Below are 24412 nucleotides of genomic sequence, written 5' to 3'. Positions count from 1 at the left end.
AAAAAAGCCAGGAATTATTTCCTGGCTTTTTATTATCTGCTCGCGGCAAACAAACTCACGCTATCAGCTCTTGGCTTCCTCGGGACAAAAGTTATCCATCACCAGAGCGCAGGCGGCATCGCCGGTAATATTCAGCGATGTACGTATCATGTCGAAAATCCGGTCGAGGGCAAACAGCAGTGGCAGTCCATCAATAGGGATCTTGGCCGCCAGTAATACGGCCACCACCAGGAAAGAAGGCCCAGGCACCCCGGCCTGACCAATAGCACCCAAGGTAGAGGTGAAGATGATAGCCGCATAGGCGGCAAGGCTCAGATCAATGTTATACATTTGGGCAAAGAACATGGCGACCAAACCATAATAGATGGCGTTGCCGCTCATATTGATGGTGGCGCCCAACGGCAATACGAAAGAAGCCGTGGCTTTTGAGACCTTCAACTCCTGCTCACAGGTTTCCATATTCACCGGCAAGGTCGCCATGGAGGAAGCCGTAGACAAGGCCATCACCTGGGGCTTTTTCATTGCACTGATGAAGCGCGCCGCCGACACCTTGGAAAACAGCTGCACCATCAAGGGGAAGAAGATGAAAGCGTAAATCAAAATTGCACCAACGAAGACGATGAATAACTTGAATACCACCTCAAGAGCATCAAAACCAAAAGTACCGACTGAGTCGGCCATCAGACCGAATACCCCTATGGGTGCCACCAACATGACACAGTTAATCATCCAGACCATAGCCTCTGTGATGGCATTAAGCGCCCCAAGGATCGGCTTGGCGCCATCGCCCTTGACCTTGGTCAGTGCTATGCCAAAGAAAATACTGAACACCAGGATCTGTAAAATATTCCCTCCGGTCAGCGACTCAAATACATTGGTTGGTATCATGCCGATGAAGGTATCCATCACCCCGGGGAGATCGCCCTGTTCTTTGGTGACTTCCATTAGGTCAGTCATGCTGTGGGCAGTAAAATCAACTCCCTTACCCGGTTGAAACAGGTTTCCCAGCACCAGTGCCAAGGTGACTGCGATACCCGAAGTCACAATAAAGAAGCCGAATGTTCCTAGACCGATTTTCCCAGCCGAAGGGGTGTCCCCCAAACTGGCAGCACCAGAGATGATAGCCACCAATACCAGCGGTATGACCAACATCTTGATCAAATGGATAAAAATAGTCCCCAATGGGGCAAACATGCTGGCATCCTCACCTAACCACCAGCCTACAGCCGCCCCCAAAAACATGGCAATCACGACTTGCACGCCGATATTGCCAATCCAGTGTTTGTTATTCATTGTTATGTCTCCGCCGCACAAGGGCGTCATCTTGTCAAAATCAAAGCGGGCAAAGGTACCACATTCAAGCCAATCGCTTCCGTGAGTTTTCTCGACTCAGGCTCAACAATTAGTCAAAAATGGCAAAAGATGCAAAGAGAATTTAAAATATTCAATTTCCCCAGCCTTTAAATGAGAAAAGTTTAAATAAACTCGCCTTATAACGGCTTAAAATAGAGATATCTCAACAACTATAAGTGAGTCGAGACAGCCAAGGCTGCTGCTGCAGCCAACCCTACCAGCACTATCCAGACAATGGCATTACCGCTTCCGGGTTCTTTGTCGGCCAATTCCAGTTCAGGATGCCCCTGCAAATAGTCATCCACCTTCTTTTTTGCCTCTTTCAGGCTCAGGTTGTCTCGTTCTCGCAGGAGTTTAATTGCATGAATCGTCTGCCGGTCTTCCAGTAGACTGATCACTTCCAAATCCAAGGAGCGCTCTTTGGTGGGGGTCATAGTATCTTCCTGATTAGTGGGGACGTCATTGTCACAACTTTTATAACACTGATAACTTTAGCTATAAAAAAGCATAGAGCCAAGTAGTAACTTGTTCTCTTTTTTAGCTATTCAGATTCTCCAACTGCCTGTATACCTCCCTTACAAATCCTCTAAAAATCATACTATTTCCCATTTAAGTTGGCTTGGGATTTGAACAAAAAGCGTGCAGACAGCATGTTTGTCTGCCGATTGCAGTAAATCATGCTGATTTAAACCTTAACTAAATTCAAAAACCAAACACATCTGCACGGAGATTTTCAAAGTAACCCTCTATTTTTTAACGGCTGCATACGATCATTAATAAACTTTCATCCCGCCCTAATCTTAGCCTCATCTACAGTTGTTTATCCTGCCGCCGCTTTAAAAACCAAGACCCTAAGGAGAACAGAATGCAAAGAAGCATATGGCTGGTTCCTCTCGTTGCCGGACTGAGCGCCTGTGGCGGTTCAGATTCCAATGAGTCGAACAATCCCGATCCCCAACCGCCGGTTGCCACTTTGGCCAAGACTATCCAAGGTACCCTGCAAAAGGTCGATACGGATACGCTTTGGGTCAATGGTGTAGCAATCCCAGCGGCTAGGGCCAGTGTTGAAATCAATGAAACCAAGGCCAGCATCACTGAGTTGAAGCCCGGTATGCAGCTCAACATCAAGACAGATGGCAGCAGTGCCATCAGCGTAGACTATGACCCTGTGCTGGTATCCCCGGTGAGCGCAATTGATGGCGAGCAAGCTATTGTGGCCGGTTACCAAGTAACTGGACTTGACCTCAATAAAGTCAAGGCAGGTGACATAGTTGAGCTCAGTGGTTACAACCTGAGTGATAGTCAGTTCAAGGCCACCTATTTTGCTATCGACAATGACAGGCAAGAGATGGAAGTTGAAGGGCGGGTAAGCAAGCTGGACACTCATCTGAAGCAGTTCTATCTCGGTAGTATGCAGGTGGACTATGGTGCCAATGCCGTTCAGCTAGATGACACGCTGGCCAACGGTTCCTGGGTAGAAGTTGAAGGTCAATATCAGGGTGAAGTATTGCTGGCTTCTGAAGTGGAAGTCGAACGCGCCCCGGATTTGGACAAGGGCACTGAGGTGGAACTCGAAGGTCAGGTTACCTGGGTCAACGAGTTGCAGACCCGCTTTACCTTGAACCAAAAATGGCAAGTGACCCTGGATGGCAAAACCCACTTTGAAGATGGTACTGTTGCCGATCTCAAACCCGGCGCCTTGGTCGATGTGGAAGGCCTATGGCAAGACGACACTCAAGAGCTGCAGGCCACCGAGATTGACTTTGAAAAACAGAGTCAGCCACCAGTAATTGCAAGCCACGCTTTTGAAGTTGAAGGCAAGGCTGTGTATGACGCCGGTGTATTCAGCATCAACGGCATAGTACTGACACTGACACCTCAAACTCGTTTTGAAGATGGTTTGAACCAAGCCAGCCTCAACGGTACCTGGGTACAGGTTGAAGGCTCTGAGCAAAATGGTCAATTCCTGGTGATGGAGATCGAACCTGAGATCCAGGAAGCAGATATAGAGCTCAAGGGCTTGGTCAATGATGACGGCCAAGGCGCCAGCCTCTGGGGTTATAAGGCCAGCGATGAAAGCCTCAAGCCTCATATTGGCAAAAGGGTCGAGCTGGAATGCCACTTAAGTGGTGAACTGCTGAGCCAGTGCCGCCTGGATGATTGATAACACAAGATGAACAAAGAGTGCCGGCTTTCTGTCGGCACTCTTTTTTTTCTGCAGACGGCTTTATCGCAAAGGCCTGAAGCCTGCGTAACTCAACTTGCCTTGCTGGTTTAGCGAATCACCAAGGGGTTTTAGTTTGGCCTCGGTGCGGCTCTTACAGCCACAGCCGCCACCACAACCGCCTTTCGCCTCCCCCTCATGGCCATGATCTTCACCATGACAAGCTGCGCCGGTTTCATTATGACCATGACAACCGCAGCCGCCACCACAACCGCCTTTGGCTTGATGTTTGAGTGACGGGCGTCCAGCCGCAGCACTGGTCAGCCGTAACTGAATATCACTGGCCGCAACCAGCAAAGCGGCGATATCGCGGCTCTCTTTGCCGGGCCGACAAACGCTGATGCCACCATCGAGCAGCTTACCCAACATTCGCTCGCCGATTTGATCCACCAACACAATGCGGCCGCCTTTGTCCTTGATAAGTTGCAGCATCGCCTTTTTGGCGGCGCAATTGCCGCCTGCGGCTGCCGGATTATCCAGGGTAAAACAGTGGTTGTGCTCGTTATCATAAAAGGCCAGCTCTTTGGCCTTGGTAAAATGCCCGGCCAAGCGGCCCCGGCTCATGGGTATCACTATCATCTCTGTTCCTCAGTGTGGGGCAACTCCAGCATCTGTCCCTCTATCAGGGCCTTGGCCAGTTTATGGCGGGCCTGCTTAATCAAGTTGCCAAAGGTCTGCCTGGATATCCCCATCTGCTCGGCGGCCTCTTGTTGCGCCAGACCGCGAAAGTCGGCCAACGCCAGGGCCTCAAACTCATCGGCCGCCAAGGCGACTGCCTCCAGGGCTGAGGCCGGAATGCCGTTGGGTTTGTAGAAGCGGCAGGGCGTGCCATGCTGCAGGCGGCGGCATTTTCTGGGTCTGGGCATGGGAGTATCCTTATTAGTTATTGGCATATGCCAATAACTCTATTCTGACTTTGAACCCGTATGGGATCTGTGATCCAGGCGAGAATTTAGCGCTTTTAAAAGAAAAAGGGATGCTGAGCATCCCTTTGAATAAGTCTAACTTGAGCCTCTTATTGAGTCGGTTTTTAAACCTCTGCGGCTCAGTGTAACCTCTGATACAGGGCGCTGTAGGCGGTCGACTCCTGCAGCAGTTGCTCATGACTGCCACTGGCCACTATCTTGCCTTCATCCAGCAGGTGAATGGCATCCATCTGCGCCATACCGGTTAGGCGATGACTTATCATCACCAGCGTCTTGTCTTTGGCAAACTGCAGCAGCAACCTGAGGATCTCCTGCTCGGTACGCCGATCCAGCCCCTCGGTGGGTTCATCAAGCAGCAGCAACGGCGCATCCCGCAGCAGCGCCCTAGCCACGCCGATCCGGCGTTGCTCACCACCGGATAACTGACGCCCGCCTTCACCTATCCAGGCGTTGAGGCCCTCACCCGCAAGTAACCCCTCCAGCCCAACCTGGCGCAGCACCTCGGCTAGCGTGTCATCGGTGACTTTTTCCGGCAAGGCCAGCTGCAGGTTATCTCTGAGACTGGCGCTGAGCAATTGTACCCGTTGACTGACCACTGTCATGGAAGCCCGCAAGGTCTTTTCATCCAAGGAGGCCACAGGCACACCGCCCAGCAGTATCTCACCCTGCTGCGGCTGCCACTGACGGGTTATCAAGGCCAGCAGGCTGGACTTACCCGAGCCGGTTTTACCCAGGAGTGCCACCTTGTTGCCCGCAGGGACCTGCAGCGACAAGCCTTGCAGCACTGGCTGGGTGTCCGTGTAACCGAAATGCAGATCTTTGATGATAAGGGCGCCGCTCTCGGGCCCAGTTGCCGAGACGGCAGGAAATTCAATGTCGGAGCGCTGCTCTGTCAACTCGGACACCCGCTTGGCAGCCAAGAGCACAGAAGACAGATGTTGAAAGGCACCGGCCAACGGCATCATCATCTCAATACAGGCCAGAGTGGCAAACAAGACCATGGCCAGCAAAGGCCCGGGGGGCACGGCCGGACCAACACCTGCGGCGGCAAACCAGAGCAGCAGCAACACCAGCAAGCCGTGACAGAGGATCAACATTGCCTGGCTCAGACCTGTGATCGCCGCCATCGCCTTCTGACTGGCAAACCAGCTCTGCTCGGCGCGGTCGAGTTCCGCCCGAAAGCTTTCAGCAGCGCCACCTTTGGCATCGGAAAACAGACTCAGCTCTGCCTGACCGGACAACCATTCCAGCAGCCGAACCCGGTAGCTGCGCCGCGCTTCAATCAGCTCGCGCCCGGGTCGCCTGCCAAGCAGATAGAACACACTCGGCAACAACAACCAACTGAGCAAGAGGCCAGTACAAAGCAGGATAGCCAAGTTGAGATCAAACCAACCGATAAAGGCGGTCAATGCCAGCAGCATCAGCAAGAAGGCCGTCAGCGGCGTCAACAACCTCAGATACAGGTGATCCAGCGTGTCGATATCGGCCACCAAACGGTTGAGCAGATCGCCGCGGCGCATCCCGGATAGATTACGTTCACTCAAAGGCAGCAAAGAGCGCCAGGCCCACAACCTGAGATCGGTCAGGATCCTGAAGGTGGCCTCATGGGTAGCCAGCCTTTCACCGTAGCGGCTTGCCGTGCGGGCAATGGAGAGGAAACGCACCCCGCCCGCCGGAGTAAAGTAGTTGAAGGCTTCCGCCGTCACCAAAGCCAGACCGGCCACTGCGGTAGCAGATAAGAACCAACCGGAGAGCGACAGCAGGCCAATACCGGCCATTAGGGTCGTTACTGTCAGCAGCAGGCCGACAAACATCATCAAAGACTGGCGGCGGAATAGCCGGATAAAGGGCAGTAACAGCTTCATCTCAACGCTCCTCCCCTGACTCTGACTTTGACTCTGGTTTTGATTCTGACTTTAACTCGGGCACGGCTTCCGCCTCAGCGGTCGCGGCAATCGGCGGCGCCGATGCCTTTGGCGCATCATCGAGGGAAACCGCCAGCGGCAGCTCATCCAGCATCTGCGCCAGTAAGCCCGGCTGCGCTTTGAGTTCGGCAAAAGTGCCCTGCTGCACCAGTTTCCCCTGATCCAGCACCAGAACTCTGTCCATCCGATCCAGTTGATCCAATCTGTGGGTCACCATAAGGCAGCTCTTGCCAGCCATCGCCTGCCACAGCGCGCTAAGCACCAGTTGTTCACTCTGGCTGTCGAGGCTGGCGCTGGGCTCATCGAGCACAAACAGCTGCGCCTGACGCCCAAGGGCGCGGGCCAACGCCAGCCGCTGCGCCTGCCCCACAGACAGGCCACCGCTGTATTCATCCAATTGGTGCGCCAGCCCATCCGGCAAGGCGCGAACATAGTCGGCCACCTTGGCCTGTTGCAGATAATCCCACAATTGCGCCTCGGTCAGTTCGGGCTGGCCGAGACGCAGATTATCGGCGATAGAGCCGTGGAACAGCTGCGGATTCTGGCCAAGCCAAGCGATACGGCTGCGACAGGCGGCAGGATCCAGCTCGGCCAGTTCAATACCATTGAGCTTTAAGCTGCCCTCATAGGGCAGAAAACCCAGCAGAGCGTTGAGCAGGCTGGTTTTACCGGCGCCACTCGGGCCCACCAAGGCCAGCTTCTCGCCCGCCGCTAAGCTAAAACTCAGCGGCCCCAGTAAAGGCACGCCGTCTATGCTCAATACCTTGAGATCCCGGGCCTGCAGTTCAATGCCCTCACCGGGGAGGGGCTGTTCACCACGCTTGAGCGGCTCAGGCAACTCCAGCAGTGCCATCAAGGATTCGGCGGCGCCCACCGCCTGGGCCTTGGCATGGTAGTGAGTGCCCATGTCGCGCAGCGGCTGATAAAACTCAGGTGCCAAAATCAGCACAAACATGCCGGTAAACAGGCTGATACCCATGCCGTAATGACCAAAGTCCAGGTGCCCCAGATAACTGAAGCCGAAATATACCGCCAAAATAGCGATGGATACCGCGGCGAAGAACTCCAGCACGGCGGAGCTGAGAAACGCCATTCTGAGCACTGCCATGGTACGCTCACGAAAATCTTCCGAGGCCTTGCCTATGGCGCGCTGCTCCGCTTCGGCGCGATAGAAAAGCTTGAGTGTCGGCAAGGCCTTGAGGCGATCCATAAAGTGGCCGCTCAATTGCTGCAGCGCACCGAAATGCTTGCGGTTGGCATCGGCGGCACCCATGCCGACCAAGACCATAAACAGTGGAATAAGGGGAGCGGTGCCGAGCAAAATCAGGCCACCGGCCCAGTTGATGGGGAACACACATACCAAGATGATCAGCGGAATAAAGGCCGCCAGGCTCATCTGCGGCAGGTAACGGCCATAGAAATCCTGCAAATCTTCTATCTGTTCCAGCACTATACTGGCCCAGCTGCCGACAGGCTTGCCATTGACAAAGGCCGGCCCCAGGCGTTCAAGTTTATTGAGCACGGCGGCGCGCATCTGCTCTCTGAGGCGTCTGCCTGCCTCGAAGCTGACCCGCTCTCTGAGCCAAGCGATAACTGCTCGCAGCAACACCAGAGTCGCAAAGGCCAACATATGCGGAATAAATGCTTGCCTATCAAGCTCGTCGATGATCAGCCCCTGCAGCACAGTGGCCAGCACCCAGGCCTGGCCCACCAGCGCCAAGCCGTTGAGCACGCCCAACAACACAGAGAGTTTAAGGAAGGGGCCACAGGCAGATTGTTGCGCTTTGAGCCAGCGACCGAGTTGTTTCTCTAAGGATTTGTCCATGGGATCCTACTGCAAAATCAGCTAATGACGCTGTTGCTGCCAAAGCAGCAAGGTAATAGCTTGACCTAAGGCGAATCGTTCGGTAGGCAAGCAGTATCGCAGGCATTGCCAAGGGAAGAAACCCGTTGCCCAGGAACTGTTACCGGACTCACAAAATTTGCGCCAGATCAAAAAAACGCACCATAAGCCAAGCAGCTTAACCCCAAGTTAACGCCCTCCCCACAATCTACTTAATGCTAGATCTACTAACGTTAGAGGTTCGCTTCGATGGCGCAGCTACCGCTGTGAGCACACAGTGCATACTCACGGGTAATCCCCGCTCAATTGAGACGACCGACCAGAGATGGAGTGCCCTCAACGACTATGACCAAAACGCACCAGCACATGCCACAGCAACTTGAGCTGCTGCTTGAGCTCGGTTTCATTGCCAAGCATGCGCCACTGCTGCGGATCTTTATGCAGTGCCAGCGCCGCTTCCCCTATCAGACGGGCATCGAGCAGGCCATCCCGTGCCACCAAGGCGGCGAGCTTGGGCATGGCGGCGCCGCGAAAGTCCGGCGGCACCTCATCAACCGGCATTTGATAGCCCTGATGCCAACACAGCTGCAGTCGGTACTTGTCACACAAGCGCTGCATCAAAATCTCCATCTCTGTGCCTTTGAATGCCGGATCGGCCACCAAGTGAGTCAGATCCTCAGCTATCACCAGCTCACCGTGGCACTGAGCCTCAATGTAATGATCCAGATCACCGCTCATGGGGCGCTCAAACCTGGCTGCCACCCCCAAAGGCAAGGCATCAACTAGATAATCGACCAAGGCCGCCGGGCGCAACTGACCTACGCCCAATGCCGAACTACGCTCAAAGCACTCATTGAACAGCGCGGCAAAAATATCTTCAAAGCAGGCCGCGGTGCCTTTTTCCCTGGGCTCACGGCAGGAGTCCAGATAACTGAATGTGCAGCGATGCAGCAACGCAGGTGATGACAACAGATAACAGCTGCCGAAACGGGCCGAGGGACCGTTTTGATGCATGCCCAGATCCAGGGCGCCGTATTTGGGGCGCCCTCTGGCGCCGCGATAACAGTCGCCGAATAGCTGGTTTTCCCAATGATCTCGCGGACCACCAACCTGAGGCGAGAGTTTGCCGTTGGATACCCGGGTTTCAAACTGGGTCTTGTAAATACCATCGGCCAGCATACCGGCCAACACAGGCCAGCCGCGGGAGTCGATTCTATCCGGGTGGAAATGAAAGGCGATACGGCCATGTTGAGCCAGCATATTCAGCCCGAGAGAGAGCCGTGCGGTGTCGATGGCGGACATCGACTGCACATTCTTGATCACGCTCAGGGCATACTCCCTGCGATGCAGGGCCTGCGCCTGTATATGCTCTATTGCCCCCATACACCTCACCGAGTCGAGGCCTGAATTTGGCTCTTGCTTTTCCAAGATAGGTTAAGCGGCTGCTTTGCAACAGTTAAAGTTAAGACAAGCGTAAAATAAAAGGGTTCAAGTTGGCTGCAATTAGCACTTTAGCCGCAAATGCTGTAAGCTTGCCGCCTTCGCCGCAACGCTGTGCATTGCGGCTCCCATATCTCAGCTCCGCGCTGTCAATTGAGAAGATTGCATGAGTTTTGCCTCCCTGGGCCTGTCGGCCCCGATTTTGAACGCTGTCGCCGAACAAGGTTACTCCACTCCATCCCCCATTCAAGCCCAGGCCATTCCCGCAGTATTGCAGGGACGGGATGTGATGGCTGCCGCCCAGACAGGGACAGGCAAAACCGCCGGCTTTACCTTGCCTTTGCTGGAGCGTCTCAATGGTGGTATTCGTCCGCGGGGCAACCATATCCGCGCTTTGGTGCTGACCCCCACCCGTGAGCTGGCCGCTCAGGTGGCCGAAAGCGTCAGTCTCTATGGCAAACATCTGGATCTGCGCAGCTCAGTGGTCTTTGGCGGTGTTTCCATTAACCCACAGATGCAGACCTTGAGAAAAGGGGTCGATATCCTGGTGGCCACACCGGGACGCCTGTTGGATCTGTACCAACAAAATGCCGTCAAGTTCGGCCAGTTGGAAGTGCTGGTGCTGGACGAAGCCGACCGCATGCTGGATATGGGCTTTATTCACGACATCAAAAAAATTCTAGCTTTGCTGCCGGCCAAGCGGCAAAACCTGATGTTCAGTGCCACTTTCTCTGACGACATTCGTCGCCTGGCAAAGGGCTTGGTGCACGATCCCGCCGAGATCTCAGTGGCGCCGGCCAACAGCACCGCCGAACGGGTGAGCCAGAAGTTGCACCCGGTAGACAAGTCAAAGAAATCGGCGCTGCTGACCTCGCTTATCAAAGAGTACAAGTGGCAACAGGTACTGGTGTTTACCCGCACCAAACACGGCGCCAACCGTCTGGCCAAGCACCTGGATGGCAAAGGAATTGGCGCCGCCGCCATCCACGGCAACAAGAGCCAGGGTGCCAGAACCAAGGCACTGGCCGATTTCAAGAGTGGCAAGGTCAAGGTGTTGGTTGCCACAGATATTGCCGCCCGCGGCCTGGATATAGATCAGTTGCCGCAAGTGGTTAACTTCGATCTGCCCAATGTGGCCGAAGACTATGTGCACCGCATCGGCCGTACCGGCCGCGCCGGTGCCAGTGGTCAGGCAGTGTCTCTGGTAAGTGCGGAAGAATTCAAGCAGCTCAAAGACATAGAGCAGCTGATCGGCAAGACTATCGAGCGTGAAATCGTCAATGGCTTCGAACCTCAGGAAGCCTTGCCGGAATCGCGGCTCAACCCGAACAAGATAGGCCCGAAAAAGCCCAAGAAGCCGAAAAAGCCCAAAGAGGGGCATCAGGATGGCCAGCGTAGCAGCAACCTGGATAAAAGTAGTGGCAGCAAGCCGGCCAATGCTGAAAACCGCCATCGTCGTCCGGCTCAGGGCGCCAAGACCGAAGGTTCAAGTGCCAGACGCAAACCCGCGAACGCCAAGCCTCAGGGCGGTCGCTCCCAAGAGAGTAAGCCGCAAGGCGCCGGCAAGGGCAATAGCGGCTCAGACCAGCAGCGCAACAACCAGGCACAGCAACGCGACTCACAAGCGCGCGGCTCCCGGCAAAGAAATGAGCGCTAAGCTCAATCAAGCCTGAGATTGAAAGCCCACCCGAGTGGGCTTTTTCAATGCCGCAAGATTAGTCTGCCTAAAAACCATCCCCGCCTGTTACAATACCCCTTTACCATTTTTGCTCCATTTGCGAGCCCATAGGACACAGCTTGAGTGATTTACCCTTTTCCAGCCTGCCGTTGAAACCCGCCCTGCTGGCCACCCTGAACGATCTTGGTTTCACCGCCATGACCCAGGTTCAAGCCGCCAGCCTGCCGGCCATTATTGAGGGCCGCGATGTACTGGCTCAGGCGAAAACCGGCTCGGGCAAAACGGCGGCCTTCGGTCTTGGGCTGTTGAATCGACTCAATGTGAAACGTTTTCGGGTGCAGTCCCTGGTGCTCTGCCCCACCCGGGAACTGGCCGATCAGGTGGCCAAGGAACTGCGCCGTTTTGCCCGCGGCATTCACAACATCAAGATCCTGACCCTGTGTGGCGGTGTGCCTGTGGGGCCACAGATAGGCTCGCTGGAACATGGCGCGCACATTATAGTTGGCACACCGGGGCGGGTACTGGACCACCTGCAGAAGGGGCGTCTGGATCTGAGCGAATTGCAGCAACTTGTGTTGGATGAAGCCGACCGTATGCTGGAGATGGGCTTTGCCGATGCACTGGAGCAGATAAGCGCCTATATGCCGGACAAGCGCCAAAGTTTGCTGTTCAGCGCCACCTTCCCGGAACCGATTGCCGAATTGGCCCGCGCCATGATGGATAAGCCGCTCAGCATCAAGTTGGAGCAGCAACATGATCAACTCAGCATAGCGCAGCAGTTTATCGAAGTGACAGACACCGCCTCCAGGTTGCAAGCGGTGGAAGCATTGCTACTGGCCCACAGGCCTGAGAGTGCCGTGATATTTTGCAATACCAAAAGAGAAACCCAGGAGCTGGCCGACAACCTGGAGCAGCAGGGCTTCAGCGTGCGAGCACTCCATGGCGATCTGGATCAGCGTGAGCGCGATCAGGCGCTGGTGCAGTTTGCCCTCAAGAGCGTGGTGGTGTTGGTAGCCACAGATGTTGCCGCCAGGGGCCTGGATATCGAAGCCCTGGATCTGGTGATCAACTATCAACTGGCGTTCGATCCCGAAGTGCATGTGCACAGGGTCGGTCGTACCGGCCGCGCCGGTGCCTCGGGCCAGGCCGTCAGCCTGGTAGGCCCCAAAGATGGCATGCGAATGGCGCTGCTGGAGGATATCTTTGGCCCGCAAACCATGAGTGAACTGCCAAAGCCCGGCAGTTTTTCCTCTGCGCCGATAAGAGCGGCCATGCGCTGCATCCGCATTGAAGGCGGCAAGAAGCATAAGCTGCGCCCGGGGGATATTCTTGGAGCAATCACAGCCGACAACCGCCTGACCGGCGCCGATGTGGGCAAAATACAAATTCAGGATATCTGGTCTTATGTAGCGGTGCGCAGCGAGTGCGCCAATACTGCGGTCAAATTACTGAGTGAGCGCAAGCTCAAAGGCAAGTCATTCCGCGCCTGGGCGATGAAACCTTAAACCGAAACCCTCAATACCGCCAAAGGCGGTGGTTTAAGGATGATAAAAATGCCTGCATCAATTGCAGGCATTTTTATGCTTATCCACATAGCTGCCGCCAGCCAAATAGCGTTAGGCAAAAACCATCAGCAAGCCTCTGGCATTTGTCAGCAAGTTGGCCGCGTTCAACCGTATTTTAGCGCGTGGAGGCCAAACTCTGTTCGCTAGTGAGATTCAGGCTCGCAATCCCGGCATTAATATCCCGCGCCAGCTTTTCAAGCCCCTGGGAGAGGCTCTCGACCAGCGCCGGGTATCCGTCTGAAGCCAGGGGCACGTCATAATGAAAGTCGGCCTGCAGTACTTGTTCACCGGAAGAGTTACTGATGCGCCAATCGCCCCCAATCAAAGCATCGCCGCTGTATCGTCCGTGAAACTCGTTGAAACCTAAAGTCAGGGTTAATGGCTGCTGCGCTGGTATATTGACCGAGGCCTCACGCGGGCATTCATGGGCCAATAAAGACGCCATCTTGACCTTTATCTGCTCACTGATATCGCCGGCCCACAGATGCTGACGGGCGATAGCCAATTCATGGTTTGAGACCTGATAAACCAAACCATTACCCGCCAGAAAGTCGGCCATTTCCACCCCGGCGAGGCGCCATTGGCACTGGCGTAGAGGGGGCTTTACTCTCGCTTCAGAAGTTGCCTGCGGCGCTTTACCCAAGAAGTAAGTGGTTACCTGGGGTTGGCTGGAGCAGCCGGCCAATACCAGCAGTAGAGAAAACAGGATAATTCGCATATCAATCGGCCTTTTTCGGTGTCGGATCGGCGGCAGTATCTGCCCCCATGATCAAGAGGTTGGGTTTTTCATTCAGTTGCCGTGACAAGGGCTGCAACTCCCGCATCACAGCCTTAAGCTGTTTCAGGCTGGATTGCAATTCGGCGTACATGGCCGAGTCCTGGCCATAATCCTGCGCCATCCCTTGAAATTCCCGCAGCGTGTTTTGCAGTTCACCCGGTAACGCCTGCATCTCCTGTTGCTTAAGCAACTGCTCCAATTTTTGCCCCACCTTGTCCCATTGCGCCAAAGCGGCACTGGTGTTTTCCAGGGTATGGTTGACCCCCTGGAAAGTGCTCTCCAGTGGTAAGTTATTTAATTTGCTGATCAGTTGCCCCACCTGCTTTTGTATTTCGGCCACTCCGGCACGCTTGGTAGGAAACAGTGGATACTCCATAAAAGTCCCGGCCTGGTATGGCTCGGCATCCGGATACAGATCCAAGTCGATGAACAGCGCACCGGTTAACAGACTCCCTGTCTTGAGGCTCGCTCTCAGGCCCGCCCCCAAGTCTCTTTCTATTTCTGAGCGCAGCTGCTCAAGCCCCGTCGACTCGGCGTTTTCAAATACTCGTGCCAGCTCAATTCTGACCAATACAGGAATGGTGCCATTGCTGAGTCCTGCACCATGGACACCATACTGCTGCAACGTCAGCGGTGCCTTGACCACTTTACCTATGGTAATACCGCGGAATTCGACGCTGGCGCCTTCATGCAGCCCCCGCACCGACTCATCAAACAACATGACATATTCCAAATACTGGCTGTAAAGGCTCTGACTGGCCAGCTCTTGCGAATCATAGAGAGGGAAATTATCCTCACCATCCTCAACCTTTTCCCCGGCCAAACGCCCCTCAGGCAAGCCAAAGCTGACGCCTCCTCTGAGCAATGACTCCAATGAACCCACCTGCAGATCCAGCCCCTTGGCAGACAGCTGCATATTCAGCCCCGAAGCCAGCCAAAATTGGCTGTTGCTGCGCACCAATTCATCATAGGGTTTATTGATAAACAGCTGGTAAAACGCCTGGCGTTTATCGGTATCAAAGCCGGTGCTTTCCACTCTGCCGACTGTGAAGCCTTCGTAGAGTACAGGGTCGCCAACGCCAAGCTTGCCCGCCTGACGGCTATTAAGCACTACCCTGATGCCCTGTTCATCGGCCGAGGCCACCGGAGGGTTCTCCAGTACATTGAACTCATAATTGGCAACGGCAGATCTTCCCGGCTCCAACTCTATGTAGGCACCGGACAACAAGGTATCCAGTCCTGTGATCCCCTCTTTGCCTATTCTGGGCTTCACCACCCAGAAGCGGGCGTCTGTGGTCAGCATTCTCTCGGCGTCCGGCGACACTCTTGCCGTCGCGATAATCGCGCTGTAATCATCACTCAATTTAATGCTCTCAATCACACCAACATTGACATTACGTGACTTGAGAAAGGTTTTACCCACCTCAATGCCTTCGGCAGTCTTGAGGTGTAGCTTGATCTCACTGCCGAGTTGATCGAAGTAGTCATAAAGCATCCAGCAACCGATCACCAGTGCAACTATAGGTATCAACCAAACGGCCGACACCTTGGTGGCTGGGGACTCTTCGGCCCGGACATATTCGTCATTTAACATAGATTCACTCATATTATTCATGGGTAGACTTTTTAAGCCCTGACTGACTCCAAAGCACCCTGGAATCAAAACTAATGGCAGACAGCATGGTCAAAATCACCACCATGGCGAAGGAGAGTGCCGCGGGTCCCGGCTTGATGGCCATAAGCTCATCCAACTGAACCAGAGCGGTCAACAAAGCCACCACAAAGATATCTATCATGGACCAGCGGCCAATGAATTCGGTTACCCGGTACAGCGACTGATTGCGACTCTCTTTGCCCTTTACCCGCCCTTTGCCCGCCTGGTGAAACAGATAAGCCAGAGACAGGATCTTGGCGGTAGGGATCACTATGCTGGCCAGAAAAATCACCGAAGCCACAGGATAGGAACCCAGATGCCAAAGCAAGACCACACCGCTGATTATGGTCGAGGCCTCGGTCTGCCCAACGCTGGTGGTATACATGATGGGATAGAAGTTGGCCGGTATATAAAACACCACGGCGGCCAGCAAAAAAGCCCAGGCGGTTTGCATACTTTGCAGCGGAATATAGGGCTGAACCCCGGCGCCGCAGCGGCAGCAGTTTTTACTCGACACCAGATTTAATTGACCGCAGATATGGCAGGAATCATGGTTATGATTCAGATGACTGTCGCCGCTATGAACCTTGGCAATCTCTTCTCTGGGTGACAAGCGATCCCAGATCCACGAGCTGTCGATGACGGAGACAAACTTCACCAATAGCATGCTGTAGAGGCAAAAAGCCCAGAAAGATGGCCCGAAACCGACATCTGCCAAGGCGATGATCTTCACCATGGCCACCAAGATCCCTACCAGAAACACATCGGCCATCAACCAGGATTCAAACTTGAAAATAAGCTTGCTGCCCACTCGGGCCCAACCTAAAGATACAGCTCTCCCCAGGCTCGCCAGATAACCCAGGCGATAGATGCACATGGCAAAAAGGATATAGATCAGCGGTAAGATCACCACGCACAGTAAGATCACCAACGCCAATATGCTGTTGCTGGCGTAATGCATGCTGACCAAGGCGCCCCAGAGGCTGACCTTTTGCGACAAGCCCTGGACACTGAAAGACAAAAAGGGAAACCCCAGGCTCAAGGCCAACAGGATAAGGGTTGCCAAACCGTAGGCCCAAACCTGCTGAAACGGTGCCTTCAAGGCTGACTGTAAGCCGTGATGACAGCGAGGACAGCTCACCTTGTTGCCGGGTTTGGGCTCGCTAAAAGCACTCACCAAACCGCACTCTTCACAGGCCTGCAACTGGGTATTTTGCCCTTGGCGGCCAGCATCTTCCGGCGGGGTATTTAACGGCTTCACAATAACTCCTGTGATTTTCAGTGTGACCAGACTCAGCGGTTCACTCAGGAAAAAGCGGGTGCAGGGATAGACTCACACAAAGTCCCTGCACCTAAGATCAACGCCTTATTGTTGCGACTGGGTTTGCTCCAAGCTCCAGTCGCCCCCGAGCGCCTTATACAGAGTGACAACAGTAGAGGCGGTATTGAGCCTGGCCACCACTTCGGCATCCTGAATGTTGTTTTTGACGTTCTGGGCATTCAACACACTCAAGTGGTTCTCAAGCCCGGCTCGATACAGGGAGGTGGCCTTGGTCACCGCCGTCTCGGCCTGAGTCTCAGCTTTGACTATATGCTTATGATATTCTTGACTATTGCCGTAGAGTCTCAGTACAGTTTCCACCTCATTGATGGCGTTATTGACCGTCTGTTGGTAACTCATCACAGCGGTCTTGAAGCCACTCTCCTGGATATCAACCATGGCTTGAGTCCGACCGGCATCGAAGATATTCCAGTTGAACCCTGCCGCCAGCGCCCAAGTGGTGGAGCCAGAGGAGAAGAGATCGTCAAAGTGATCTGCCGATATCCCCGGGGCGCCGGTCAGATAAAAGCTGGGGTACTTGGCGGCAATGGCAGCCCCCAACTCCTGGTTCTTGGCGGCAATTTCCCGCTCGGCCAAGGCGATATCCAAACGCCGGGTCAACAATTCAGAAGGCACCCCGGTCGGGATCAACTGCTGCATCTGCGGCAATGCGGCATCAGTCAAACGCGCCTGGGTTTGGTTGATATTCTCCCCAAGCAGCAACGCCAACCGATGCAGATGCGCCTGCTTGGCCGAGTCCAGCATGGGCAGCATCGCCTTGGTCGTCGCCAGCGCCGCCTTGGCATTGGCTACATCCAGGCTGGAGCCATAACCATGGCGCTCCAGCGATTCCACCAGTGCCAGCACCTCTGTCTGCTCCTTGATATTCTTGGCCGCGATCAGCATCCGCTCCTCGGCGCCGCGATATTGCAGATAGTTATCTATGACTTCGGCCGTCATCAGGGTGGTGAGGTTGGCTTTCAGTATTTTTGCCTGCTCAACCCGAATTTCGGCGGCCCGGCTCAGGCTATCTATACGACCAAACAGATCGGCCTCCCAGGCTATCGTCGCCCCGAGAAAGCTGCTATTGGGGTCTCGGTCCATCAGTTTGACGCTGCCGCCACCGAGGGCATCGGGCAAGGCGACGCCGGAAACGGCGCCCCCCATCATGGGATCGTTCTCGCTGATCCGCAGATCCATATACCCACCGCCCAGAGAAACCGAAGGCAACTTCAAAGATGACACTGCTGTTTCGTAGGCCTGGGCCGAACGGATCCGCTCGGCGGCGATTTTCAGGTTGATGTTTTGCTGCTGGGCCGCGGCTACCAAGGCATCCAATTGCGGATCATTGAACTGCCGCCACCACTCTTGATAGTCAAGGGCCTGAGCCGCCACGCCTTGGGTATCGGCATTGAAATACAGCTCACTGACCTTCACGCTCGGCAACTGATAATCAGGTGCCATGCTGCAACCACTGACCAGGGTTACACCGACAATGGCAGCCAAAATATGCTTCTTCATTACTTCACCTCTTTGGCTGTCAATACAGGCTGTGATGGGGCTGCCAACTCAATTTGTTCGGCTTCTCTTTGTTCATCCCTGTGATAAAACAGGCGATAAAGGGCCGGCATTACAAACAGTGACAGCACGGATGCGGCGGTGAGACCGCCAATAATGGTGGCCGCCATCTGATCAAACAGGCGATCGGTAAGCAGAGGGATCATCCCCAGCGCCGTAGTCAACGCCGCCATTGAGATCGCCATGGTTCGATTCAAGGTCGCGGCCTTGATCGCCTCGGCGATGCCCGAACCGTTACGACGCTCAAGCTCTATCTGATCCATCAGGACAATGCCGTTTTTGATGATCATGCCCGAGAGGCAGATCATGCCGACTATCGCCATAAAGCCGAAGGGTTTATCCAGCAACAACAAGCTCCAGACAATGCCGATGGAGGCCAGTGGCAAGGTGATCATGATGATCAAAGGCTGGCGGAAGGCATTGAACATGGCGACCAGAATGATCAGCATCAGCAAGGTGGCCTTGGGGTTTTGTTCCAGCAAGTCATCAATAGAGCGCTGCTCGTCATAGTATTCACCACCCCACTCCATCTTATAACCGGCCGGCAAGGCAATGGCTTCAATCTCGGCGGCAATCTGCTGACGAACATTGGATGCGGTGTCGCCGCTAACTCCGGCCTGAACCGTAATAGCCGGCAGCCGGTTGCGACGCCAGATCATGCTTTCTTCACCCTTGATCTCTATGCTCTCAACCACTTGCCCCATAGGCACGCTGTGAGTGCCCAGTAAAGAGCGCACCGGAATATTCTCAAAATGCTCCAAAGTCGCGTTGGCGCTGCGCAGCTTAATAGGAATAAGGTCATCCCCATGCCTCATGGTGCCCACCTGGCTGCCTTCGGTCACCCGATTGATGGCATTGGCAATATCGGTTCGGGTCACGCCGGCGAGGCGCGCCGCATGCAGGTCCACCATAGGCGTCATCACCTTGCTTTCCTGGCGCCAATCGTCGCGAACATATTTGAGATTGGGGTGTGAGACCATCACAGCCTTTGCCTCATCGGCCAGGCGATGCAGCACCTCGGGATCCGGGCCAATAAAGCGCGCTTCAATCGAATACTTATCCTTGGTCGCCAGCTTGAGATCCCTGAATCTCGGCTCGGCATAGGGGAATTGCGCCTTTAACCAGGCATCACCACGACTGACCAGGGGCTCAATATCCTCATAGTTGCGAGTGTTGATCAGTATCTGACCATAGCTGGAGTCCAGCGGCTCGGGTTCAACTGTCACCGAAAAACGCGGTGCACTCTCGCCGACCGAGCTGGAGATACTTTCCACCTCTGGCTGCTGCAATAACCAGGCTTCGACCTTGCGCATATCGGCAGAGGTCTGCTCTATGCGGCCACCGTTGGGCAACCAGTAATCCAAAAACACTATCGCCCGGTCCGATGACGGCATGAAGTTCACCTTCAGCAGCGGTGCGGCCAACAGGGTGCCGACCAGTAAAGGGACAACATACAGTAAGGTTTTCTTGGGGTTTTCCACTACCCAATCAACTGCATTTTCATACATCAGCCAATAACGAGAAGGGGCTTTCGCCTTGTCTTCATCAACGGCCGTGCCGAGGAAGAACCAGCACATCAGCGGCGTGACTATCATGGCGATTACCCAGGAAAGCAGCAGTGAACTGCACAGCACCTGGACGATGGACAAGGAGAACTCGGCCGAGTCGGTTTGTGACAGCAATACCGGCGCCGTACCCATAGCGGCAATCACAGTCGCCGCCAGCAGCGGAACCGCCATCTCCTTGATGCTATCGATAACCGCCTGGGTACGCTCTATCCCTTGTTTAATCTTGGCCTGGAACAGATCCACTATCACAATGGCGTTATCCACCAGCATCCCCAAGGCCAAAATAAAGGAACCCAAGGAGACCCGCTGCAGATCCACATTGGTCAAATTCATATAAACCAGGGTAAAGAGAATTGTCAGCAACAAACTGGCACCGACAATCGAAGCACTGCGCCAGCCCATGAAGATCAGCAGCACAACCACAACTATCACAATACTTTCAATAAGATTACTGATGAAGTTATTGACCGACTTCTGCACCTCTTCCGGCTGATAAGCGATAACCCCGATACCGGCACCCGCAGGCAATTCGGCCTGATAATCTGCCAGCACCTGTTTAAGGGTGTCGCCTATGCTAACCACATTGATACCGTTAACCGGGCTCACAGCCAGAGTAACCGCTTGTTGGCCATTAAAACGGCTTAAAGTAGTGGCAGGATCCTGATAGTCCATCGTGATATCGGCGATATCGCCCAAGCGGATCACCGCCGAGTTCAAACCATTGATCCCGGTTTGAATACTGACGTTACGAATATCATCCACAGTTTGGAAACTGCCGCCCTGCTCTACCCGCAGGTTTTCAATCCCGAGATCAAAGTCACCGGCGGTCACTGGCATATTCTGGCTCTGCAACTGATCGATCAGTTGCAGCATGGTCAGGCCGGTTTCGCTCAGACGTTCTTCCGAGATGCGGATATTGACCTCCTGCTCGTGAATGCCGTGCAGTTGCACTTTTTTCACGCCATCAACTGCCTTGATCCGCCGCTGTAATTCCCTGGCGTGGTCTTTCATCTCCGCCATGTTCATGTTGTCGCCATAGACCGCAAACAACATGCCGTAGACTTCGGAAAACTCATCCTGGACTATGCTGATCTGCGCCTGCATCGGCAGCTCCAGCTTCACATCTTCCACTTTGCGGCGCAGCAAATCCCACTGCTGCGGCAGTTCGTCAGAGTTCACCTTCTCTTTGAGATCAACAAAGATCATCGAGCTACCGGGACGGGACAGTGAGCGCAGTTTCCACAGCGACTCCATCTCCTCCAACTTGGTCTCGACCTTGTCAGTCACCAACTGTTCCACTTCCTTGGCATCGGCTCCTGGATAGAGAGTCACGATAACCGCGCTTTTAACCGTAAATGAAGGGTCTTCCAACTTCCCCAGATCAAAATAGGAGTAGATCCCGGCGATCATGCCAAGAATCGTGAAAAAAATGACAAAGGTTTTTTGTCTCAGTGCAAAGGTAGACAGATTCATGACTTAACCTGCGCCTCGCCCAATACCTCCACCTTGTGTCCATTTTCCACAAAGGCACCACCGGCCAAAATGATACGTTCACCTTGCTGGAGATCGCCGGAAACACAGATAGAGTCGTCGGTTTGACTCATGGCTTTAACCGCTACCGCCTTGGCATGCTCATTCACCACCCGATTAACATACAGCTGACTCTTTTGACTGGATACCGCCATCGCCGGAATACAAAACACCGGTGTTTTGCTGGCGTAAGGTAAGCTCACCGCCACATTGACCGCCTTTCCGGCGACCAACTGCTTGGGTGCTTGTTTCAGGGCAAAGGTCACTTCATAAGTGCGTTTGAGCCTATCGGGAACACTGGCAATCTGGGTGATCTCGGCCGCAACCGAACCTTCAGCATTGAACCAGGAGACTTCACCGTTTGCGCCCTGGCGTAGATTCCAAATTTGACTTTCAGAGACATCGACCACGGCATTAAGCGTGGTGGGTTGATGTATGGTGACTATCTGAGTGCCAACATCCACCAGCTCATATCGGTCGACAAAGCGCTTACCTATGACGCCGTCATAGGGAGCTTTGAGAGAGGTATAGGCCAGAGAGTCCTGGGCCTTTTTCAAAGATTGCTTCAACAGTTCGACACCCGCCTTGGCGCGGGCTTCGGCGCTGATAGCCCGATCCAGTTTGACCCCGGCTATCGCCTTATCATTAATAGCGGCGCGAACCCGCTTAAGTTCAATGGCTGCCAAACGATGTGCAGCCTCGGCCTCGCTGAGTCTGGCCTCAAGCTCCATCACACTGACCCGGAAGTCATGGGGATCCAGACGAGCGATGACTTGGCCCTTTTTAACCTGACTGCCTTCATCAGCCAAGATCTGCTCCAGTGTGCCCGGCACCCTAAAAGACAGCTCAGCCGTTTTGTCTGATTCCAGAATGCCACTGAACTGATGCACTCTATCACTGACCGGAGCCGGAAGCTCCATCACCTGAACCAGTGGAAGCGCGGTCGAGGCCGCCTGTGGCTGCTCACTGTTGCCACAACCCCACAGCATGAATACCACGCTGCTGCATAGCAGGCTTAACTTAAGCCCGGTCGGTTTTACTCTTGTCACTGCAATTTCCTAACTACTTGAATCAATTGCGGCACAGAGTAATGCCGAGCCATATTTAAAACAATAACATATATTTACACATCAATGTCATGAAATTCGTGACAATCTACAGATCCAACTTACGTGCTTCTTCAATAATACTGTCAATCAATAACCTGGCCGCATGGGTCATCCCCTTGCGGCTGGGATAAACCAACCAAACGTCATCAACATAAACTTCACACTCGGGCAGTACTTCTACCAACTCGCCCGATTTAACGTGTTCTGCAGCGCTCAGTTCAGCCAACAAACTGATACCTGCACCATTCATAACAGCATGTTTTACGTAGGAACTATTGTTGGAAATCAGCCGGCTATGGGTGCGGTACTCGCCCTGATTAAAAATCCATTTATCTTCCAGCTCACCGTTAGCCAAACGGTGAATGATCAAGGCGTGATTATCCAGATCATCTATCGATGTGGGCATGCCATGCTCCGCGATATAATCCGGGCTGGCATAGAGTTTTCGCAATCCTCTCATCAAAGGGCGGGCCACAAAGGAGCTGTCTTTCATCTCACCGATATGAACACAGGCATCCAGACCATAGGTCAAAATATCGTGGTATCCCAAGTTACTGACATGAGTTTCCAAAGTGATTAAAGGATAGGTTCGAAGGAATTCCTGCAACAGGTTGTGGGCGACAATATCGGCATCGCCAATTAAACCCAGTTTGACCGAGCCCGTTGGCATATTCCTTTGGTTCTTTATCGACTCATTTAACGACTCTAATCTGGGAATAATCTCCAGCAACTGCTGATAGTAGATTTCTCCGGTTGGCGTCAGAGTCAGCTTACGTGTGGTTCTGGTAAAGAGTTTGCTACCTAAGTCAGCCTCCAACTCACCAATACGGCGGCTGACATAGGCTCTTGGAACACCTATGGAACTGGCGGCTGCGGCAAAGCTGCCTAGATCCACAACCGATAAAAATAATCTGAGGTCGTCAATTTTCACTGTTTTCTTCTCATGCCAAACATAAGTTACACACTATGCCTCTAAGGAGACCAAGATGACAAATGTGGAATATCAACAGCTCAGATAACGCATGAGCATGGCTCCGCACTGCCTGTCACAATCCCACCGTCCTTTACTCATTGTAAGTCATTAACTCATAAAAAGGTGTTATTGAAGCCCTATCAAGCTCTACAGTTACAAAATAATTCAGTATAAATTCAAAAAACAACAATTGAACCTCAACGTTCTCACAAATCACAAACCGATAACCATACTTACATTATAAAAAATACACTTGTAAATAATATCGACCTATAAAAACTGGACGCGACAACGCCTCAGCTTGCTATTGGATTCTCATTAAACTACATTCAACACATAACAGATTAACATTTAATAAACTCGGCCACACCCTGACTGATTCAGCCTTATACATCCAACATTGAAAGCCTCAACCTTGGCTCTATAAACAATAATATATTCCAACACAATAAACACTTAACCTAAATATTACCCGCGAATTCAACTCCGAAGTGCACCACTCGCTAAATTAGGCTGCCTTGCGTAATTCATTGAATACCGCAATAGGTTGCCTGAAGCCGAGGCACTTTCTCGGTCTGGCATTTAATGCCCGTTCAATCTCACTAATTTGCCTATCTGTTACCGTCCGCAAATCGGTGCCTTTCCGTATGTATTGCCGCAGCAAACCGTTGAAGTTTTCATTCAGTCCGCGTTCCCAGGACGAATAAGGGTTAGCGAAGTAGACATCCGTTTTAAGCTTTTCTGCGACCTGTTCGTGGTCACAGAATTCGCTGCCGTTGTCCGCTGTGATAGTTCGAACATAACTTCGATATTTCCACAGCATGCCAACCATTGCCCGGGCCACATCGACTGCGCTTTTCGCTGGCACTTTGCGTATCAGGTACAGCTTACTTTTTCTCTCAACCAGGCTGACAATCGCGCCCGTACCTTGCTTGCCCAGAACCGTG

The 24412-nt window shown here is 53.5% G+C and carries 18 protein-coding genes; 3 read left to right on the top strand and 15 right to left on the bottom strand.

From position 1 onward, the window contains the following. Positions 1 to 63: 63 nt before the first annotated feature. Both RC73_RS10125 and RC73_RS10120 read right to left on the bottom strand, forming a co-directional pair. Complete coding sequence (locus RC73_RS10125) at positions 64 to 1293, bottom strand: dicarboxylate/amino acid:cation symporter (RefSeq protein ID WP_039034523.1); 1230 nt, start codon at positions 1291 to 1293, stop codon at positions 64 to 66. Positions 1294 to 1523: 230 nt separating this feature from the next. Next, a complete protein-coding gene (locus RC73_RS10120) occupies positions 1524 to 1787 on the bottom strand; it encodes a hypothetical protein (RefSeq protein ID WP_039034522.1) in 264 nt (87 codons plus the stop codon). 431 nt (positions 1788 to 2218) lie between these two features. Between RC73_RS10120 and RC73_RS10115 the strand changes: the two genes are divergently transcribed. After that, entirely contained in the window at positions 2219 to 3517 is a 1299-nt protein-coding gene (locus RC73_RS10115) for a DUF5666 domain-containing protein (RefSeq protein WP_039034521.1), read from the top strand. Positions 3518 to 3580: 63 nt separating this feature from the next. Here the strand turns inward: RC73_RS10115 and RC73_RS10110 are convergent, their stop codons facing one another. From RC73_RS10110 to RC73_RS10090, 5 genes are all read right to left on the bottom strand, one after another. After that, complete coding sequence (locus RC73_RS10110) at positions 3581 to 4156, bottom strand: NifB/NifX family molybdenum-iron cluster-binding protein (protein ID WP_039034520.1); 576 nt, start codon at positions 4154 to 4156, stop codon at positions 3581 to 3583. Then, positions 4153 to 4443, bottom strand: a complete 291-nt coding sequence (locus RC73_RS10105; RefSeq protein ID WP_025888568.1) for a DUF134 domain-containing protein — start codon at positions 4441 to 4443, stop codon at positions 4153 to 4155. The genes RC73_RS10110 and RC73_RS10105 overlap by 4 nt, the downstream gene beginning before the upstream one ends. Positions 4444 to 4622: 179 nt before the next feature. Then, a complete protein-coding gene (cydC, locus tag RC73_RS10100; RefSeq protein ID WP_039034519.1) occupies positions 4623 to 6368 on the bottom strand; it encodes a heme ABC transporter ATP-binding protein/permease CydC in 1746 nt (581 codons plus the stop codon). Between the two features lies 1 nt (position 6369). Next, the gene (gene cydD, locus RC73_RS10095) at positions 6370 to 8253 is read right to left on the bottom strand and encodes a heme ABC transporter permease/ATP-binding protein CydD (protein ID WP_082014293.1); all 1884 of its coding nucleotides are present in this window, start codon (positions 8251 to 8253) and stop codon (positions 6370 to 6372) included. 354 nt (positions 8254 to 8607) lie between these two features. Beyond that, entirely contained in the window at positions 8608 to 9654 is a 1047-nt protein-coding gene (locus tag RC73_RS10090; protein ID WP_039034518.1) for a DUF3626 domain-containing protein, read from the bottom strand. A gap of 223 nt (positions 9655 to 9877) precedes the next feature. On the opposite strand from RC73_RS10090, the gene RC73_RS10085 reads away from it, so the two are divergent. Together RC73_RS10085 and dbpA are read left to right on the top strand one after the other, a co-directional pair. Further along, a complete protein-coding gene (locus tag RC73_RS10085) occupies positions 9878 to 11368 on the top strand; it encodes a DEAD/DEAH box helicase (RefSeq protein ID WP_039034517.1) in 1491 nt (496 codons plus the stop codon). Between the two features lie 140 nt (positions 11369 to 11508). Then, positions 11509 to 12894: an ATP-dependent RNA helicase DbpA gene (dbpA, locus tag RC73_RS10080; protein ID WP_039034516.1), complete on the top strand. Its 1386-nt coding sequence runs from the start codon at positions 11509 to 11511 to the stop codon at positions 12892 to 12894. 175 nt (positions 12895 to 13069) lie between these two features. Here dbpA and RC73_RS19880 read toward each other — a convergent pair whose 3' ends face one another. From RC73_RS19880 to RC73_RS10040, 8 genes are all read right to left on the bottom strand, one after another. Next, positions 13070 to 13672 carry a PqiC family protein gene (locus RC73_RS19880; protein WP_052248123.1) on the bottom strand — a complete coding sequence of 201 codons (603 nt, stop codon included), beginning with the start codon at positions 13670 to 13672 and terminating at the stop codon, positions 13070 to 13072. A 1-nt stretch (position 13673) separates the two neighbouring features. Then, positions 13674 to 15326, bottom strand: coding sequence for an intermembrane transport protein PqiB (gene pqiB / locus RC73_RS10070; protein WP_039034566.1), 1653 nt, complete (start codon positions 15324 to 15326; stop codon positions 13674 to 13676). Positions 15327 to 15339: 13 nt separating this feature from the next. Beyond that, positions 15340 to 16647: a paraquat-inducible protein A gene (locus tag RC73_RS10065; protein WP_234501112.1), complete on the bottom strand. Its 1308-nt coding sequence runs from the start codon at positions 16645 to 16647 to the stop codon at positions 15340 to 15342. A gap of 105 nt (positions 16648 to 16752) precedes the next feature. Continuing rightward, complete coding sequence (locus RC73_RS10060; RefSeq protein WP_039034515.1) at positions 16753 to 18228, bottom strand: efflux transporter outer membrane subunit; 1476 nt, start codon at positions 18226 to 18228, stop codon at positions 16753 to 16755. Next, a complete protein-coding gene (locus RC73_RS10055) occupies positions 18228 to 21326 on the bottom strand; it encodes an efflux RND transporter permease subunit (RefSeq protein ID WP_039034514.1) in 3099 nt (1032 codons plus the stop codon). Before RC73_RS10055 ends, RC73_RS10060 begins: the two co-directional genes overlap by 1 nt. Continuing rightward, positions 21323 to 22432, bottom strand: a complete 1110-nt coding sequence (locus RC73_RS10050; protein WP_052248122.1) for an efflux RND transporter periplasmic adaptor subunit — start codon at positions 22430 to 22432, stop codon at positions 21323 to 21325. Before RC73_RS10050 ends, RC73_RS10055 begins: the two co-directional genes overlap by 4 nt. Before the next feature lie 106 nt (positions 22433 to 22538). Continuing rightward, positions 22539 to 23423, bottom strand: a complete 885-nt coding sequence (locus tag RC73_RS10045) for a LysR substrate-binding domain-containing protein (protein WP_039034512.1) — start codon at positions 23421 to 23423, stop codon at positions 22539 to 22541. Positions 23424 to 23973: 550 nt separating this feature from the next. Further along, the coding region (locus RC73_RS10040; protein WP_039034511.1) for an IS30 family transposase at positions 23974 to 24412 on the bottom strand (439 nt) is incomplete at its 5' end.

The sequence above is a fragment of the Shewanella sp. ECSMB14102 genome (assembly GCF_000813075.1).
Taxonomy (GTDB): Bacteria; Pseudomonadota; Gammaproteobacteria; order Enterobacterales; family Shewanellaceae; genus Shewanella; species Shewanella indica.
The sequence above is the reverse complement of the archived record's forward strand: the minus strand, read 5'-3'. Positions and strand labels throughout refer to the sequence as shown.

What these genes read in the sequence shown, in the direction of transcription:
- RC73_RS10115 (WP_039034521.1), top strand. Translation starts at nt 2,219, where the DNA reads ATGCAAAGAAGCATATGGCTGGTTCCTCTCGTTGCCGGACTGAGCGCC.
- RC73_RS10090 (WP_039034518.1), bottom strand. Translation starts at nt 9,654, where the DNA reads ATGGGGGCAATAGAGCATATACAGGCGCAGGCCCTGCATCGCAGGGAG.
- cydC (WP_039034519.1), bottom strand. Translation starts at nt 6,368, where the DNA reads ATGAAGCTGTTACTGCCCTTTATCCGGCTATTCCGCCGCCAGTCTTTG.
- RC73_RS10125 (WP_039034523.1), bottom strand. Translation starts at nt 1,293, where the DNA reads ATGAATAACAAACACTGGATTGGCAATATCGGCGTGCAAGTCGTGATT.
- RC73_RS10120 (WP_039034522.1), bottom strand. Translation starts at nt 1,787, where the DNA reads ATGACCCCCACCAAAGAGCGCTCCTTGGATTTGGAAGTGATCAGTCTA.
- RC73_RS10110 (WP_039034520.1), bottom strand. Translation starts at nt 4,156, where the DNA reads ATGATAGTGATACCCATGAGCCGGGGCCGCTTGGCCGGGCATTTTACC.
- cydD (WP_082014293.1), bottom strand. Translation starts at nt 8,253, where the DNA reads ATGGACAAATCCTTAGAGAAACAACTCGGTCGCTGGCTCAAAGCGCAA.
- pqiB (WP_039034566.1), bottom strand. Translation starts at nt 15,326, where the DNA reads ATGTTAAATGACGAATATGTCCGGGCCGAAGAGTCCCCAGCCACCAAG.
- RC73_RS10060 (WP_039034515.1), bottom strand. Translation starts at nt 18,228, where the DNA reads ATGAAGAAGCATATTTTGGCTGCCATTGTCGGTGTAACCCTGGTCAGT.
- RC73_RS19880 (WP_052248123.1), bottom strand. Translation starts at nt 13,672, where the DNA reads ATGCGAATTATCCTGTTTTCTCTACTGCTGGTATTGGCCGGCTGCTCC.
- RC73_RS10055 (WP_039034514.1), bottom strand. Translation starts at nt 21,326, where the DNA reads ATGAATCTGTCTACCTTTGCACTGAGACAAAAAACCTTTGTCATTTTT.
- RC73_RS10085 (WP_039034517.1), top strand. Translation starts at nt 9,878, where the DNA reads ATGAGTTTTGCCTCCCTGGGCCTGTCGGCCCCGATTTTGAACGCTGTC.
- RC73_RS10105 (WP_025888568.1), bottom strand. Translation starts at nt 4,443, where the DNA reads ATGCCCAGACCCAGAAAATGCCGCCGCCTGCAGCATGGCACGCCCTGC.